The sequence below is a fragment of the Vibrio sp. Vb1026 genome, from assembly GCF_033338745.1.
Classification (GTDB): domain Bacteria; phylum Pseudomonadota; class Gammaproteobacteria; order Enterobacterales; family Vibrionaceae; genus Vibrio; species Vibrio alginolyticus.
Genome location: NZ_JAWOTH010000016.1, coordinates 55,178 through 72,848, shown reverse-complemented (window position 1 = coordinate 72,848; position 17,671 = coordinate 55,178). Strand labels below are relative to the sequence as shown.

At 44.5% G+C, this 17,671-nt stretch carries 15 protein-coding genes; all 15 read left to right on the top strand.

Annotated elements, in window-relative coordinates; translation table 11 throughout:
- The first annotated feature begins 1 nt into the window (after position 1).
- A complete protein-coding gene (locus tag R7E47_RS19535) occupies positions 2 to 1,225 on the top strand; it encodes a type II secretion system F family protein (RefSeq protein ID WP_005381186.1) in 1,224 nt (407 codons plus the stop codon).
- Between the two features lie 3 nt (positions 1,226 to 1,228).
- On the top strand, positions 1,229 to 1,690 hold the full coding sequence (locus R7E47_RS19530) for an MSHA biogenesis protein MshF (RefSeq protein WP_318085002.1): 462 nt from the start codon (positions 1,229 to 1,231) through the stop codon (positions 1,688 to 1,690).
- 291 nt (positions 1,691 to 1,981) lie between these two features.
- A complete protein-coding gene (locus R7E47_RS19525; protein WP_017449445.1) occupies positions 1,982 to 2,455 on the top strand; it encodes a prepilin-type N-terminal cleavage/methylation domain-containing protein in 474 nt (157 codons plus the stop codon).
- A 69-nt stretch (positions 2,456 to 2,524) separates the two neighbouring features.
- A complete protein-coding gene (locus tag R7E47_RS19520) occupies positions 2,525 to 2,758 on the top strand; it encodes a type II secretion system protein (protein ID WP_053303459.1) in 234 nt (77 codons plus the stop codon).
- Positions 2,759 to 2,873: 115 nt separating this feature from the next.
- The gene (locus tag R7E47_RS19515; RefSeq protein ID WP_318084999.1) at positions 2,874 to 3,353 is read left to right on the top strand and encodes a type II secretion system protein; all 480 of its coding nucleotides are present in this window, start codon (positions 2,874 to 2,876) and stop codon (positions 3,351 to 3,353) included.
- Positions 3,350 to 3,934: a prepilin-type N-terminal cleavage/methylation domain-containing protein gene (locus tag R7E47_RS19510; protein ID WP_053303457.1), complete on the top strand. Its 585-nt coding sequence runs from the start codon at positions 3,350 to 3,352 to the stop codon at positions 3,932 to 3,934. The genes R7E47_RS19515 and R7E47_RS19510 overlap by 4 nt, the downstream gene beginning before the upstream one ends.
- Positions 3,934 to 4,662, top strand: coding sequence for a PilW family protein (locus tag R7E47_RS19505; protein ID WP_053303456.1), 729 nt, complete (start codon positions 3,934 to 3,936; stop codon positions 4,660 to 4,662). The genes R7E47_RS19510 and R7E47_RS19505 overlap by 1 nt, the downstream gene beginning before the upstream one ends.
- Positions 4,652 to 5,083: an MSHA biogenesis protein MshP gene (locus tag R7E47_RS19500; protein WP_047706161.1), complete on the top strand. Its 432-nt coding sequence runs from the start codon at positions 4,652 to 4,654 to the stop codon at positions 5,081 to 5,083. Before R7E47_RS19505 ends, R7E47_RS19500 begins: the two co-directional genes overlap by 11 nt.
- Positions 5,084 to 5,087: 4 nt before the next feature.
- Positions 5,088 to 8,993, top strand: coding sequence for a polymer-forming cytoskeletal protein (locus R7E47_RS19495; RefSeq protein ID WP_318084997.1), 3,906 nt, complete (start codon positions 5,088 to 5,090; stop codon positions 8,991 to 8,993).
- A 151-nt stretch (positions 8,994 to 9,144) separates the two neighbouring features.
- On the top strand, positions 9,145 to 10,188 hold the full coding sequence (locus tag R7E47_RS19490) for a rod shape-determining protein (RefSeq protein WP_005381144.1): 1,044 nt from the start codon (positions 9,145 to 9,147) through the stop codon (positions 10,186 to 10,188).
- A 149-nt stretch (positions 10,189 to 10,337) separates the two neighbouring features.
- Complete coding sequence (gene mreC, locus R7E47_RS19485) at positions 10,338 to 11,234, top strand: rod shape-determining protein MreC (protein WP_064354324.1); 897 nt, start codon at positions 10,338 to 10,340, stop codon at positions 11,232 to 11,234.
- Entirely contained in the window at positions 11,224 to 11,712 is a 489-nt protein-coding gene (mreD, locus tag R7E47_RS19480; protein ID WP_005381141.1) for a rod shape-determining protein MreD, read from the top strand. Before mreC ends, mreD begins: the two co-directional genes overlap by 11 nt.
- A gap of 4 nt (positions 11,713 to 11,716) precedes the next feature.
- Complete coding sequence (locus R7E47_RS19475; protein WP_318084995.1) at positions 11,717 to 12,286, top strand: Maf family protein; 570 nt, start codon at positions 11,717 to 11,719, stop codon at positions 12,284 to 12,286.
- Between the two features lie 18 nt (positions 12,287 to 12,304).
- Complete coding sequence (gene rng, locus R7E47_RS19470; RefSeq protein WP_005381138.1) at positions 12,305 to 13,774, top strand: ribonuclease G; 1,470 nt, start codon at positions 12,305 to 12,307, stop codon at positions 13,772 to 13,774.
- Between the two features lie 12 nt (positions 13,775 to 13,786).
- Positions 13,787 to 17,668, top strand: a complete 3,882-nt coding sequence (locus tag R7E47_RS19465; protein ID WP_318084992.1) for a YhdP family protein — start codon at positions 13,787 to 13,789, stop codon at positions 17,666 to 17,668.
- Positions 17,669 to 17,671 lie beyond the last annotated feature (3 nt).

Below are 17,671 nucleotides of genomic sequence, written 5' to 3'. Positions count from 1 at the left end.
AATGCCAACTTTTCGTTATCAAGGCCGCACGCTAGACGGCTCATCCACTAACGGCAAAATCGAAGCAGTGAACTCAGAAGCTGCGGCGGAAGCATTGATGAATAAAGGGGTCATCCCGCTCAATGTACGGTTAGAGAAAGAGTCGGCAAAAAGCCAAGTGAGCTTGTCTAAGCTGTTTGTGCCTGCTATTCCGTTGGAAGTAATTATTCTTTTCTCTCGCCAGTTGTTTAGTTTGACTAAAGCTGGCGTACCTTTGCTGCGCTCTATGCGTGGCTTGTTGCAAAATTGCGAAAACAAACAGCTCAAAGAGGCGCTAGAAGATGTCGTTTCTGAACTGAGTAATGGCCGAGGTTTGTCTTCTGCGATGCAGCAACACAGTAAAGTATTCAGCCCACTGTTCGTTTCTATGATCAACGTCGGTGAGAATACGGGTCGGCTTGACCAAGCGCTATTGCAACTGGCGAATTACTACGAACAGGAACTTGAGACTCGCAAACGCATCAAAGCGGCGATGCGTTATCCGACGTTTGTCATTATCTTTATCACCATCGCCATGTTTGTATTGAATATCTTGGTGATCCCTGAGTTTGCATCGATGTTCACGCGCTTTGGGGTTGAGCTACCATTGCCGACGCGTATTTTGATCGCGACTTCTAATTTCTTTGTTAATTATTGGGTGTTGCTGGTTGTGGCAATGATTGGCGCGTTTACTGTATTCAGAGCGTGGGTGGCGACGGCTGATGGTCGGGAGAAGTTCGATAAGTTTCGGCTTCGGCTGCCAATTGTAGGCGATATCGTTAATCGTGCGCAGCTTTCTCGTTTTGCCAGAACCTTCTCGTTGATGCTGAAATCAGGGGTGCCACTTAACCAGTCTTTGGCTTTGGCCGGGGAAGCCTTAGGGAACCGTTTTTTAGAAAACCGAATTCTTGAGATGAAGTCCGCGATTGAAGCGGGTAGCACCATTTCAGTGACGGCCATCAACAGCAAAATATTCACCCCATTGGTGATTCAGATGATTGCAGTAGGTGAAGAAACTGGTCGTATTGATGAGTTGCTGCTGGAAGTGTCGGACTTTTACGATCGAGAAGTCGATTACGATCTAAAAACACTGACCGCAAGAATAGAACCATTACTTTTGGTGATTGTCGCAGGCATGGTCATGGTGCTGGCATTGGGTATCTTCTTACCAATGTGGGGAATGCTCGATATCATCAAAGGCGGCTAATAGGTGGTTGAAAATCAAAGCCGAGCAACGCTTATTGTGTTTGGGGTTATTGCTACGATTATGGCGGTGGGTTTGGCGGTCAAATTACGTCCTGTGACCGAGCAAGCACAAGTGACTGGGGCTAAGTTGGCGAGAGTTTGGATGCAAGATAGTGTTCAGCGTTATCGTCAAGCTTGGCTAGTACAAGGCGAGCCAGAACATATGCTGATGGATGGTTTTAACCTTACTATGACTGAGGGCGGGTTGGTGTCTCCCTTTACTCAGCAAGGTGTATTAGATTGTGGTTATTGGCTAGCGGTGCATTACCCCCAACGTAAAATAATGACCAACAAGTTAATAGATATCAGTGGAGCCATCAAAACTGATCGTTATGTCTGTCAATACACTTATGAAAATGGTCAGTCGATTGTAGTTATTTCAACAGATAATCAACTGAAAATAGACGTCGAAATGTCGGCGGAGTGAAATTTTTGACACCTAATCACTATAATTGGTATTGAAAGTCGGTATAATGCAATCATTACCATAAGTAAGAAGCTGTAATAGAGGGTAAACAATAATGTGTTTTTCTCATTGCAGCATGAACTGAATAATGGCGAATCGTCATTCTGCTCAAGCGGTAGATACAGTATCCACTTCACGGTCAGTTTTAGTGAACGTTGCTGCCCCAAACCGTTTTGACAATATCCAAAATGGTCGCGTGACCTAAACGAAACTTTGCAGTTGTACTGCATGCTTACATAGAGAGAGTAAACAATGAAAAGACAAGGTGGTTTCACCCTTATCGAATTGGTAGTGGTAATTGTAATCCTAGGTATTCTAGCGGTAACTGCAGCACCACGTTTCCTTAACCTGCAAGATGATGCTCGCAACTCTACGCTTGAAGGGTTAAAAGGAGCTATTACGGGTGCTTCCGGTATCGTTTATGGCAAGGCAGCGATTGCTGGTCTTGAATCAACAAGCGGTGCGGTGAGTGCTGGTGCTGGTTCAATTGATACAGTGTTTGGCTACCCTGTTGCTACTAGTGGTGCAATTGCTGCTATCGTTGATGGTATCGGTAGTGACGATGATTTCCAATTTATTACTAATGATGGCAACGGCTCTGCTACTGGTAATTGGGTCACTTTCGGTATTCCAAACTATACGAAAAACTGTGTTAAATACACACGAGCAGCTGACGAAAACTCAGCTCCATTAATTGAAGTTACAAGTGCCAACTGTACTAAGTAATTTTATATAGTAAAGGCTAGCTAGTCTGGCCTTTATCTCTTTATTTTGATTAATCTCGGAATAGTTCATATGCGTAAATCATCGGGCCTTAGTGCAATAGAGTTTGTCGTTGTGCTGATTATCTTAGGTGTGATCGGTTATGTGGTATTACCAAGATTTATCAGCTTTGAACCAGAAACTTACGAAGCGAAGTGGGAGCAAACCAAGCAGACCGCTGAGCACGTTTCTGAGACGCTAAGCAACAAAGAAACTTACGATCGAATTGAAGAAGAGATTAGTCGTTCAAAAGGGCAAAATAACTAGCTATTGGTTATTTGTTCGTCTGTTCACACTTCGAATCGAAAAATTATAAATCTATCATTAATCTCATAATTTCATCGTATACTTATCTCGCTTGTCCTAAGCCTAAGGTTGGGTTATGAAAATTCGCAGCTCTGCATTAGGGTTTACGTTAATGGAGTTAATCCTCGCGATTGTTCTCCTCTCTATCCTTTCACTTTTTGCAGCCAGCCGTTTTATGGGCTCTGGCAGTTTCTCTGCATATGCATTACAAGAACGCGTGATTTCTGTGATTCGCCAAGTGCAGGTGAATCGTATGCAGTCGAATGCTACAAGTCCTGATAACAACTTTCGTTTACAAGTTTCTAGCTCATGTGTTGGTTCGGTTGCTGCCTGTGCACTAACAGGCAGTGCACGAGATGCTCGTAGTGACGTGGTTATCGATAAGTCCGCAAGGTTTTCCGTTATCAGCGGTGCCGCAAATACAATTAATTTTAACCTTCTCGGCAATCCTGTAAGTGGTGCTGTAAACATCTTAATTGAAGATAAGCATGGTCGAAGCAGCTGCCAAGTTGAAATTAATTCTCAAGGTTATGTTTCTAAAGGTACATGCTCATGAAGAAATCTAGTGGCATGACTTTAATAGAAATGATCATCGCGATTGTTTTGATGGGCATTGCGATGGTGGCGTTTACTTCTTTTCTTGTCCCTCAGATTCGAGATTCCGCCATCCCTCATTATCAAACCCGCGCTGCCGCATTAGGCCAAGGTTTCATGTCTCAGATATTGGCGCGAGGCTTCGATGAAAACAGCGACTTTGATGGTGGTTTGGTACGCTGTGGTGAGACTGTCCTTGGTGGTACGGATTGTTCCACAAGCCTCGGGGCGGATAGTGGTGAATCCAATCCAACTAGTTTTAATGATGTCGATGACTATATCGGTTGCTGGTATACGAAAAGCACAAAGGCTAAATGTAACTCTTCGCCCTTATATGAGCTGAGTAACGTTCTTGGTACGTCTATGGAAAATGATTACAAGAACTTTCGAGTAGAAGTGAAAGTGCAATACGTTGAATCAGACGGTACGGGTGTAAATAATCCTTCACTGGAAGATATCACGGCGTATAAACGAGTCACTATGACTATTTACGCCGGACAAACACAGCCTTTAACACTGTCTGCGATAAGGGGAAACTACTAATGAAAAATCGTGGTTTCACTTTAATAGAAATGGTCATCACTATTGTGGTTGGTAGTTTTATCATGCTCGGAATTGCTGGCTATTTGCAGTTAGGAGCAAAGGGCTATGCCGACACTATCGATAGGCAGAAACTACAAACTCAGGCTCAGTTCGTTATTGAGAAAATGTCTCGAGAAATTCGTCATGCGGTGCCGAATAGTTTTTTTATCAATGAGAAAGAGAAAAACTGTCTGATGTTTATGCCGATAGAGCATTCTGGTTTTTATGCAATTTCTGGAAATGATATACAGTTTGTGGTTGGTTTTTTTGGTACTAATGCTCCCGAATTTGATAGTGGCTTGAAAATGGTGATTAACCCAACACGGCTAAGTGATTTAACCTCATCCACTCATAGTGTTGATGTTGGAGCGCTTTCTCCAGATTCGGATAAAGCATATAAGATTATTGATGGCGCTAGTTTAGTAACCAGTCGCTCCGTTTCTAATCGACACTATCTCTATGATCCATCTAAGTCAGTGAAATATTGCTTTGTAGGCCCACAGATACAGCGTAACGGCGAAATAATTGCCGACAATCTTGTTTATGTTGATGATCAATCTCAGAGTTATTTCAAATATGACGATACATCGCTTCATCGAGGCGGGCTCGTGCATCTGAGGTTCGTGTTTGAACAGTCCGGTGAAAGTAGTGTGTACCAACAAGATGTGCAGGTGTTAAATGTTCCGTAATCGTCAACAAGGCAATGTACTAATCGTGACTCTGTTTGTCATTCTTGTGATGGGCTATTTAGCGGCATCTTTGATGAAGGTGAGTTGGTCGAACCAAAGCGGAGTAACGCGGGAATTTTTGGGGACTAAAGCATGGTTTACCGCTCAGTCGAGTAATGACTGGCTGTTAACGCAGTTTTTCCCTGTTAATCGATCGGCTGCCGTAGTGAGTGTGTGTAACGGTATTAAAGATGGCTCGCGAGCACCGGACAGCGGTTTATTCGACAAGGGATGCCAAATTACTCAGTTGGATTGCCAAAATACTGGGGTATTAACCGATAATGGTAAGAGTGTTGGCCTTTATGTAATCAAAAGCGTGGCCATTTGTGGCTCAGGTTTATCACAAGTTCAACGACAGCAAGAAGTTTGGGTGAGGGAGTAAGATAATGAAAAAAATAATAATATCGTTACTTGCGGTAGCTCTTTTCCTTTTTTCGTCAATCAGTTTTGCTGCAGTAAATAACAACCCTCAGTTTGAATTTGGCACTGTGCCAGCAGATAAATGTACTGTAGCAGGGCCAAGTGTGACTTGTGACATCGAGTTTCAGAATTCTTACTCACAACCTCCTCTGGTTTTTGTTATGCCGACGATCGATGCGAGTCGCTCTAACTTTGATAGCAAGACCACAGAATACCCTTCAGATTTGAAAATCTGGTCTATCAGTTCATCCAAAGCAACAATAAAGCAGTTATTACCTCCTCACAGAGCCGCTTGCCGCTATCTAAAATACAATCGTAAAAACGATAAATGGCAATGTAAAAACACTGGCGAGAGAATAACTTATGTTGATGCACCTATGAATGATATTGACTACTTGGTAATGGAACCAGGCGTTATTAAGTTTGATAGTGGTGCCATGCTTGTTGCAGGCAAAGTGAGCTCTAAACATACATTTTCTAATAAGCCTGATGGGACAAATAACATCAGCAAGCAGGTTAATTTTATTAACTTTGGTTTGAACACTGCTTTTTCAAAGCCACCAGGTGTTTTGGTTCAAATTCAAACTCGAAACAATATGGTTGGTAGCCAACCACTTTGGCTAAATACGATCGCTCTAGATCCTACTCGTACAGGCTTTTCATTAATCATTGACCGCTCTGAAGTGACAAAAAATGCGGTACTTGATCAACCTGAAGAAGTGGCGTTTGTGGCAGGCTATGGTGAAGGTTTTACTCAAGGGCGAAAATTTTGGCTAGGTAATGGTTCAACCCGTAATACGCTTAGCGCTCTGAATGATAATGTCATTAAACCAGTTACTGAGGGCTGTAAGCAGCTTAGCTACTTCCCGGTTACTGGCTTCAAATCTGCTCCGGTTTTATTGGCGTCTAAGCGTACTCGAAATGGTAATAACGGTGGTTGGCTAAGGCGTTGTTCTGTGACTAAAACCAGCGTTGCTTTGATCAATGAAGAAGATATGGATAGAGATGCTGAACGTGGGCATGTCGTGGAGCCATTCTCTTACTTCTTGTTTGATAAACCTCCTGTTGATGATGTATGTGCTCTGTTCCCTTCTCCCGCTCAAACGTGGGATACAAATAGCAATGCTAAATTGGAGATGAGTAACAAAGCACTTATCTCAGGTGCAAAGTTAAGCAATGGCAAGCGCTATGTTGGCTTTAGACAAAGTGAGATAACCATGCATAATAAAGCAAGCTGTGATGGTCTTGCTTGTCTTGGAGACTCTGGCCTCAGAGTAAAGAAACAAGAGCTAGAGAGTTTTAGAGCTCCGGATCATGATGATCTCAAGACTGTCGATCTATGGCATGAAGATCGTGAGTTTACCAACAATGAAGTTATCGGCACACTCTCCGTGGGGCATGGAACCGCAACTTTCAAATCAGGAACCTACTGGATTGGAACGATTGACGTTAATAATCAGGGCAAAATAGTTATTCCGGCTGGTGAAAAAGTTACGATTCATGCGAAAAAAGTCTACGTAAGTAGTGGCGGTAGCTCTATTGGAGAGGTTGACGATGCTGAGCTGATAGTCTTAGTGCATGACTCAGCCGATGGTATTGTGCAACTTAGTCAAAATACGATGTTTACGGGGCTTTTATATAGTGAAACCAATGTTTATCTGAGTAACTCAAGTACGGTTAATGGTGCAATCACTGCGAAGCAGATCTTGATGAGCAATGGCGCGAAGATCATTGCGACTGATAACCACTGCTTTACCCCAGCGGATAACTTTGAAATTGATATCACACCAATTTCGCAATATGCGCTTACCTGTGGAGTTCAGCAACCAAACTTTGTTGTGACTACAACGAATGACGGGGCGCCTCAAAGCGTACCTGTCACAGCGTCAGTCTCTGAAGGGGCGAGTAATTTTAATGTACGGGTTGCGAATAGAGTAGGCTCTGGTCTTTATCCGCATTTTACTACCAGTGCATCACAAGAAACGCTTGGTAAACTGGAACTTGTCATTGAGTTGCTTGATGCGTCAAAGGTTGTGCTTAATAAAGAGTATGAACTCACCATTTTTGTTGATGATGATACAACCAAAACTAAAACGGTTAAATTTAAGTATGTCCCTTATATGTTTGATACTCCAGACCTGTCAGTAATTGCGGGTAAAGAATACCAAGTAACCACCAAGGTATTGGCATGTAAAGAAAGTACTCAAACGACGGTATCGACTTACACTGGTACTCCAGAGGTTACCTTAGATCTTGAAGCGCCAAGTGATGGCAATAAAGATAAAGACAGCATTTTGACGTATTCACCATCGTTCAGTAGTAGTGACGCTGGTGTGAAAGCGTCCGCGTTTACTTTACGTGAATCTGGTAAGTTTATCGTCAAGCTAACAGACAGTAACTTTGTTTGTGATCCTAACTTTGCTGAAAAATGTCCGATTGATGAAGGCGATGGTAAAACAACGCCAGTTGTATTGAATGGCTCGTTTGCCGTAAATGCTCGACCATGGACCATTGCTGCTTGTGATATTCAGTCAAAAGAGGGGGGTGTTTCTAACCCTGCGACTACGGATGGTAAAGAGTATTTCATTCCTGCAGCAGAAAACTTCACGGTAACATACAAGCCTATTGTATATAGCGATAAGGCGGCACGTGGAGAGGCGGATAAGTGTAACAATTCAACGACTACTAACTACTATTCTTCGACAGGTAATAGTGCTCCACTAAATGTTGATTTTGACGTGGAGTACCCTAAGGGCGGTAAGCTAGCTAATTTATCGGAAGAAAACGGTTTCGATGGAAAGTCTACCTTCTCTAAATTAGAAGCTAAGAGTGGTAAGGAAGTAGAGTATCAATGGCATGAAGCAGGCTCCTTAAATCTAACCACAAGTGCGGACTATTTAGGAGAAGCGTTAGAGGAAGATTCTAGTATCATTGGGCGTTTTTACCCTAAGTTCTTTAAAGTCTTTACGACTCAGTGGGGTTATCCTTCTAGCCAAACTTTCATTTATATGAATCAGCCATTTGAGCAAGTTCGTTATGATGTGGAAGCATTAAATGCAAGTAAGGATGCTGTTAGCAACTACGTAGCATTCAGTAAGCATGCTCAGTTCAATATTTCTCAACTTACCGATAATCTAAATAGGTTTGTTTCTCCTGTGGCTAATAGCGGCACTTGGAGCGTAATCGAAGGAAAAAGCATTGGTTCGTTTACTATTGATGACTCCAGTACGACTTCTTGCCGAAATGCAAGTAATGAGGTTGTGAATACTTGTTGGCTAAAAGGAGCCGGTACCAAATACCCTGACGGCCCATTTAATGTGCTTTCTGGAAGCTTGTCAAACATTGGCTTGGTTTACACCGGTAACACCGATCCTGTTGAGTTCATTAGCGGTAAAAATGGTGCGCCAAATAGCAATATACTTACTCAGCCGAAAATAATATTTGGGCGAGTGACTCTGGCTGATATCTCGGGGCAACAAGAGGCGACGTTATCCGTTCCGTATGCTATTGAATATTGGAATGGTTCGAGTTTTAGTGTGAATAACCTTGATAGTGCAACGCCTGTTAAAAATGCAATCGCAAGTCAAACTGTTATTTGGCATCGTGATGATAGCAATTGTGATATAGCGGTTAGCGGAGCAGGGAATGTGAAGCATGGTGAAGCAAACGTAGCTGCGAATCAGGTGAAATCACCATGTAAGTCTATTGGTCGTCAGCAGTCTCAAGTTTGGCTTGATGTTCAACCATGGCTGAGTTTTGATTGGGATGATGACGATGCAGAAGAAAACCCATCCTCAGTCGTCACCTTTGGTATTCACCGTGGTAACGATCGCGTGATTTACCGTGGTGAGCCAGGGTTAACCGGACAGTAACAACTTAGGTTTTTGCCCTTAAGTTAGGAAACTGCAAGAAATTGAGGCTTTCTGCTCATGTTTGTGTACCAATACCTTGCTGTGACAGCGAGGCATTGGTACATTTAGAGCAATTTTTGTCTTCTATATTTTTGCAGGATGAGCGAAGAGTATGTTTAAGAAACTTCGTGGCATGTTTTCTAACGATCTATCTATCGATTTAGGTACAGCCAACACTCTAATTTACGTAAAAGGGCAAGGAATTGTCCTTGATGAACCTTCTGTAGTTGCTATTCGTCAAGATCGTGTAGGTTCTGCAAAAAGCGTTGCTGCAGTCGGTCACGCAGCAAAACAGATGCTTGGTCGTACACCTGGCAACATTTCCGCTATTCGCCCAATGAAAGACGGCGTAATTGCTGACTTCTACGTAACCGAAAAAATGCTTCAGCACTTTATCAAGCAAGTGCATGATAACAGCATCCTAAAGCCAAGCCCACGTGTTCTTGTTTGTGTTCCTTGTGGTTCTACCCAAGTTGAGCGTCGCGCAATTCGTGAATCAGCACTTGGTGCTGGTGCGCGTGAAGTTTACCTAATCGACGAGCCAATGGCGGCGGCAATTGGTGCTGGTTTACGTGTATCTGAGCCGACAGGTTCAATGGTGGTCGATATCGGTGGTGGTACAACTGAAGTTGCCGTTATCTCTCTAAACGGTGTGGTTTACTCATCGTCTGTACGTATCGGTGGTGACCGCTTTGATGAAGCTGTGATCAACTACGTACGTCGTAACTACGGCAGCTTGATTGGTGAAGCAACGGCTGAAAAGATCAAACACGAAATCGGTTCTGCTTACCCTGGTGATGAAGTTCAAGAGATTGAAGTTCGCGGTCGTAACCTTGCAGAGGGTGTACCACGCAGCTTTAGCTTGAACTCAAACGAGATCCTAGAAGCGCTTCAAGAGCCGCTATCTGGCATCGTATCAGCAGTCATGGTTGCACTAGAACAGTGTCCTCCAGAGCTTGCTTCAGACATTTCTGAAAACGGTATGGTACTAACCGGTGGTGGTGCACTACTGAAAGATCTCGATCGTCTACTAATGGAAGAAACTGGTATTCCTGTGGTTATCGCGGAAGATCCACTAACGTGTGTTGCGCGTGGTGGCGGTAAAGCACTAGAAATGATCGACATGCACGGTGGCGATCTGTTCTCTGAAGAATAAAGGTTTAGGTGAAGCTCATGTCGGGCTTCACCTTCATTTCTGCTCTCTCTGTAATTCAAACATGCTCCATACCTAAAAGTATTTAGTTAAGTATTTTTAGGTGCCAAGTAAGGCTCAATAATCATGGAAGCAATCAGGTCAAAAACAAGATGAAACCGATTTTCGGCAGAGGTCCGTCTCTGCAATTACGTCTGTTTTTTGCTGTCATCGTGTCGGCGAGCTTAATGCTGGCCGATAGTCGTCTAGATACGTTTTCCAACGTTCGATACCTACTAAACAGTATGGTTGCACCGATTCAGTACGCAGCGAATTTGCCTCGTAGTATGTTCGATGGCGTATTTGAACGTTTTAATTCTCATCAGGCATTAGTTGAAGGCAATCGCAGCTTAAAGCGAGAAGTGTTACGCCTGAAAAGCGAGCTTATCTTGCTCGACCAATATAAAGAAGAAAACCAACGCCTACGTAAGTTGTTGGGATCTTCATTTGTCCGTGATGAAAAGAAAGTCGTGACAGAAGTAATGGCGGTTGATACTTCACCTTATCGTCATCAAGTGGTGATCGATAAAGGCCGTATTGATGGTGTTTACGTTGGTCAGCCTGTTATCAACGAGAAAGGCATCGTTGGTCAGGTTACGTTTGTCGCAGCGCACAACGCACGTGTTCTGCTGCTAACGGACGCGAAAAATGCAATTCCTGTCCAGGTGATCCGCAATGATATCCGAGTGATCGCATCGGGCAATGGTGAAATGGATGAAATCCAACTGGAGCACATTCCAACCAGCACAGATATTCAGGTTGGTGATTTATTGGTGACATCCGGTTTAGGTGGTATTTACCCTGAGGGATACCCAGTCGCGACGGTTACCAATGTGGATCACGATACGCGTCAAGAGTTCGCTTCAATCAAGGCTGGGCCGGTTGTGGAGTTTGATCGCTTACGCTACCTACTGCTGATTTGGCCGAATGAAGACCGTCAACACAAAGTACTGCGGTCCAATGTAGATGAAGGGTTAGAGCAAGAACAAGAGGTAACCGATGGCCAATAATGTATTGAGCAGCCGAATGGTGATTGGCGTCAGTTTCTTCGTTGCGCTGGTACTGCAAACCATTCCATGGCCAGGTGTGTTAGATGTGTTACGTCCGTCATGGTTGTTCCTTGTTACGTGTTATTGGGTGTTGGCACTACCGCACCGAGTGAACGTCGGAACTGCGCTAGTGTTGGGCTTATTGTGGGATATCTTGATCGGCTCAACGCTTGGAATTCGTGGCATGATGATGTCGATCGTTATCTACCTTGTGGCGCTGAATTTCCTATTGATTCGCAACATGGCATTGTGGCAACAGTCGATTTTAATTGCCTTTTTTACTGCGTTGTTGGAAGTTTTGATATTCTGTGGGGAATATTTGAACCAGGACGTAGTATTTAATCCATTATCTCTGTGGACGGCGGCAATAAACTGTATACTTTGGCCATGGATGTTTTTATTAATGCGACGAGTTCGTCGTGCATGGCACGTAAGGTAAAGCGGTGAAGAAAAGCTTATCTCTCGTTCTCGCATCGGGTTCTCCGAGAAGAAAAGAGCTGCTTGCTCAACTGGGTTATGATTTTGAGATCGTATTGCCTGATATTGAGGAAGCCAAACAGGCTCATGAGCAAGCACGAGATTACGTGTTGCGTCTTTCTTTGGAAAAAGCTCAGGCAGGCTTAGCGTTGGCTAAGCCTGATTCCGTTGTATTGGGCTCTGATACGGTCGTAGTATGCGATGACCGTGTGCTAGAAAAACCAAAAAGTTTTGAAGATTCAAAGCGTATGCTTACTGACTTATCGGGTCGTCGTCATCAAGTGATGACTGCGGTGAGCGTTGTATCATCGGAACAACAACATTCAGTGGCCGTTACCACTGACGTGTGGTTCAAACCACTGACTCACGAAGAAATCGAACAATATTGGCAGTCAGGAGAGCCATGCGATAAAGCTGGAAGTTATGGTATTCAGGGACTCGGAGGGCGATTTGTCACCCGAATCGAAGGCAGTTATCACGCTGTAGTAGGCTTACCTTTGTTCGAAACCGATCAGCTAATTCAAGAATTTTTATAATTGTTTTGAGGTGTGCACATGAGTGCAGAATTGCTGCTTAACGTGACCCCGAGTGAAACTCGTGTGGCCATGATTGAAGGTGGAGTACTACAAGAAATACATATCGAGCGCGAATCGCGTCGCGGTATTGTGGGCAATATATACAAAGGCAAAGTAAGCCGAGTGTTACCAGGTATGCAGGCGGCTTTCGTCGACATTGGTTTAGATAAAGCGGCGTTTTTACATGCGTCAGATATTGTTCCTCATACCGAATGTGTGGCAGAAAACGAAAAACAGCAGTTTCAAGTCCGTGATATATCTGAGCTAGTACGCCAGGGACAAGACATTGTTGTGCAAGTGGTCAAAGATCCGCTCGGCACGAAAGGTGCGCGTTTAACGACGGATATCACCTTACCTTCGCGTTATCTTGTTTTTATGCCGGGGGCCAGCCATGTCGGTGTTTCGCAGCGTATTGAAAGTGAGAAAGAACGTGAGCGTTTGAAAAAGGTGGTGAACCATTACTGCGATGAGCACGGTGGTTTTATCATTCGTACCGCGGCAGAAGGCGCTGATGAAAAAGAGCTCTCTCAAGATGCGGCATTTCTAAAGCGTTTGTGGCTAAAAGTCATGGAGCGTCGCTCAAAATACAAAACGCGTTCAACACTTTACGGTGAACTCGGCTTAGCTCAACGCATTCTGCGTGACTTTGTTGGCACAGAGCTCGATAAGATCATGGTCGACTCCCGCCTTGAATATGAAAACCTGAAAGAATTCACTTCTGAGTATGTACCGGAGTTAACAGATAAGCTTGAGCTTTACGAAGGTGACAAGCCAATCTTTGACATGTACGACACCGAAAACGAAATTCAGCGTTCTTTAGAGCGCAAGGTCGAGCTAAAATCGGGCGGCTATTTGATCATCGATCAAACCGAAGCCATGACCACCATCGACATCAACACGGGTGCATTTGTTGGTCGTCGTAATCTCGAAGAGACTATCTTCAATACCAATATAGAGGCAACGCAAGCTATTGCGCGTCAGCTACGTTTACGTAACCTCGGCGGTATCATCATTATTGATTTTATCGATATGGCATCCGAAGAGCATCGTCAGCGAGTACTTACCTCACTGGAAACGGCGCTGGCGAAAGACCGAGTAAAAACCAACATCAACGGCTTTACCCAGCTTGGCTTAGTTGAAATGACGCGTAAGCGTACGCGAGAAAGTATTGAACATATCTTGTGTTCTGGTTGTCCTACTTGTGAAGGCCGTGGCAGCGTGAAAACAGTCGAAACCGTATGCTTTGAGATATTACGCGAGATTACTCGTGTGAACCGTGCTTACGACGCCGATAATTTTGTCGTGTACGCATCGCCGTTTGTTGCTGAAGCACTATTGGGCGATGAGTCTCATGCGCTGGCTGAGCTCGAAGTATTTATTGGCAAGCAAGTGCGAGTTCAGGCTGAACCCCTGTACATTCAGGAACAGTTTGACGTCGTAATGATGTAATTTGGAACATTTGTGAATTCTGGTGTTAACCGTTTTGGGCGTTTTTGTGCGTGGAGTTTAGTTACTGTATTGGTGTTATTAGCCATATTAGTGACCACGCTGCGCGTCACATTGCCGCAACTTAACCATTTCCAAGATGAGATCAAAACCTGGGTCAAACAAGGCACAGGTTTTGACGTTTCTATTGCTAATGTCGCAGGGACGTGGCGCAATAATCATCCCTCAATTGCGTTACTGGGTTTAGAGGCAAATCTACCAAACGTGCAAGATGCACGCTTCGCTGTTGAAGAAGTCCAAATTGAGTTCGACCTTATTCAATCTCTTTTTCAACTTAAACCTGTAGTTGCAGACCTTACCATTCATAACCTCGCTTTAGACATTCACACGGTAGACATTCTGCCGACTTCTCATCGTCAAGAACCGAAGCCTGAAGTGGATAAGAGCGAAGTGAAACTCATTGACCAACTCGACTCACTTCTTTTACGTCAGTTCGAAGACTTCACTATTAGCGATTCACGGATTTGGTATAAGTCTGTGTCAGGTGAAACTCGCCGTTTAGATATTGAGCAGCTTCGTTGGAGTAATCAAGGGAAGCGTCACGTAGCCGAAGGCACGGTTAGCATTGCTGATGTTCGCCTGAACTCATTGTTAGTAAGCGCTAACTTTAAAGATCATGGCTCGTTGCTCGATGTATCTGGTGAGTTTTATGTGAGTGCTCAAGATGTCTCGGTCACACCTTGGCTGACCACTTACATGCAAGAAGAGTCAGGAGCAGAGTCGGGTAAAGTCAGCTTAAATACTTGGCTGACGCTCAAACACAGCCAACCGCATGATGCTTATGTTGAATTGCTGCCTTCCGAGTTGGTGTGGAATGAAGATGGACATCATGAGCTGTTTATTGAGTCTGGAATTTTCAATCTTCGACCAGATAAACAAGGCTGGAAAGTAAATGGCCACTCACTTCAGATCAGAACCGATAACACCCCTTGGCCAGAGTTAGACGTCGCGTTTGATTGGCAACCAAACGGCTGGATGCTTAATCTCTCTCAACTCGACATCGAAGCACTCATTCCGCTCATCAAGTTGGCTCCAGAGTCAGAGTCGACCAGTGACCTTATTAACAAACTAGCACCGAAAGGTCGGGTCGAAGATGTCCGATTGTCAATGAATGGTGGTTTAGACACCTTACGCTACTCGGCTGAACTGGATGAACTCGCGATGACACAATGGGAGCTCCTACCCGGGTTTCATCACGTACAGGGCAGCGTATCGGGGGATGTGAATCAAGCTAAAGCAAAAGTCACCGTCATTGATGATGTCTTTCCGTACGGCGATGTATTCCAAGCTCCGCTGAATATCAAACAAGGTGAAGTCGATATTATCTGGCAGCAAGATGATGCGGGTTGGCGTTTGTGGGCGGATAAAGTGACGGCAGCAACGCCTGATCTTCAAGTCCTGGGGGCATTCCGTCTTGATTTTCCAAAAGAACAAAGCCCATTTTTATCGTTCTATGCTGAAGCGGATCTCTACAACGCGGGTGAAACATGGCGCTATCTACCGACTCTGGCACTTGGACAAGACTTGACCGACTATCTTTCGACCGCGATTCAGGGTGGTAAAGTGAACACAGCAAAATTGTTGTGGTATGGCGAGTTAGGGGATTTTCCTTACAAAGAACATAATGGCATGTTCCAAGCTTGGGTTGGATTAAAAGACGCGAAATTTAGCTTTGATACGGCATGGCCAACCATCACGGATTTGCAGCTAGACTTGCTGTTTGAAAATGATGCCATGTATTTGGATTCAAAATCAGCCACACTAAATGGCGTTCATGCTAAGCGTATCACTGGGCGAATCCCTGAGTTGGCAGAAGGTGGACACATCGAGATTGAAGCGAAAGCAAGCGCGCCGGGTAATGAAGTCCGTGACTACATGATGGCGACGCCATTAGTGGATTCAGTCGGTGCCGCATTGACAGCGCTGCAAGTGAGTGGTCCCGTTTACTCTGAGTTTCAACTCAATATACCGTTTGATTTTGAGAAAGAGTCTCGCGCTTGGGGTTATGCCGATTTAACAGAAAATCGTGTTGATATTGAAGCGCCGCCAATGACGCTTGAAAACGCCACAGGGCGTATCACCTTCGACAATGATGTGGTTACCACATCGGGTTTGTCGGCCGAATTATTACAACAGCCTATCTCTCTTGATTTCCATGGAGAGAGTGCGGAGCAAGGCTACAACGTGACAATTAATACATTAGGAGATTGGGATGTCGAGCCTCTCAAACCCTATGTCGGTGAGCGTTGGTTAAACCTTGTTTCTGGCCATGCGCCGTGGCAAATGGACATTGACTTGCAACTCAATGATGTTGATTTCACTTATCAGCTTGAAGTGCTGGCGCAGCTAAATCGTCTGGCTAGTCAATATCCTTATCCTTTAGCGAAAAAAATTGGCGAGTCTGGGCAAGCGAAACTGCAAGCATCCGGCAACCAAGAGAGTATTTCAGCAAGACTACAGATCCCAAATGTGAAGTATCAAACTGAGATAGATATCGCTGGCGATGTCCCGGTTCTGACTGCGACTCATTTAATGGTTGGCAAAGGTGGCTTCCGGATTAGTCCTATTGTCGGGCACGATGCTTCGGTGCGTGTCGAAGAACTGAATTTAGACCAATGGGCTGAGCTTGCGCAGGTCTCTGAGAGCAAGCCGTCATCGTCTGTTTTGGCAAGCATGAAAACGCCAACCATTCCATTGCCGACACGCATTGAAGTTGAAACGCCAAACTTACAGTTCGGTGGGATTGAGTTTCATGATGTGGATTTTTCTGCAAGCAAGAAAAATTTGAGTTGGCAACTCGATGTGGACAGTCAAGAGGTTAAAGGGAAAGCTAACTATCTGAAACCCTATGATCTATCGGTCTCTTTAGAGCACTTGCATCTGTACATCCCAGGGTTTGAAGAGATGACCAAAGAGCGCAGCTCAATCTTTGCGAGTGAAGATCAAAACGCACCTTTGATTACCAATTTTGACCGCAAGTTTCACGCTGAGATGCCAAACTTAACTTTGAAAATTGATGATTTTTGGCTGCAAGGCTACAAAGTGGGCAAAGTGAATGTTGATTTGCAGCGTCGCCAGAACCGCTTGGAGTGGAAAAATATCACCTTTAGTAGCGGCAAAAACCGCATTGATATGAGTGGTTGGTGGGACCTGACGAAAGAGAGTAGTCATTCCAACTTAACCATGAAAATGAAAGGTGATAACAACACCGATCTTATGGAGCGCTTTGGTATTACATCAGGCATTCAACAAGCACCATTTGAGATCAATGCCAATATGGAATGGGACGGCGCACCTTGGTCAATGAAGACACAAACCTTGCAAGGAAACGTCTCAACGGAATTTGGTAAAGGCGTGATCAGTGAAGTTAGTGGTGCGGCACGCTTGTTAGGCTTGTTTAGCTTGGATTCTATCATCCGTAAGATGCAGCTCGACTTTACCGACGTATTCGATAAAGGCATGGCATTCAACTCGATCACGGGAACGGGCAAAATCCAAGACGGTGTGTTTATCACCAATGATATCGTAATGGATGCGTTAGCAGGGGAAATGCAAATCCGCGGCATCGCTAATATGAACAGCAGAATGGTTGATGCGGAAGTGAAATTCACACCAGACATCACATCAGGCCTACCAATGCTGACCGCGTTTGCCGTTGCGCCTCAAACTGCTTTGTATGTCTTGGCCATCTCTACGGTGATATCTCCGGTGGTTGAGGTCTTCACTCAAGTCAATTATGAAGTGAAAGGCCCACTAGACTCACCAACGGTGAAAGAAATTTCGCGAAGTAAAGGTGAATACAAGCTGCCAGAAAAACTGCGTGAACAGGCCAAATAACTC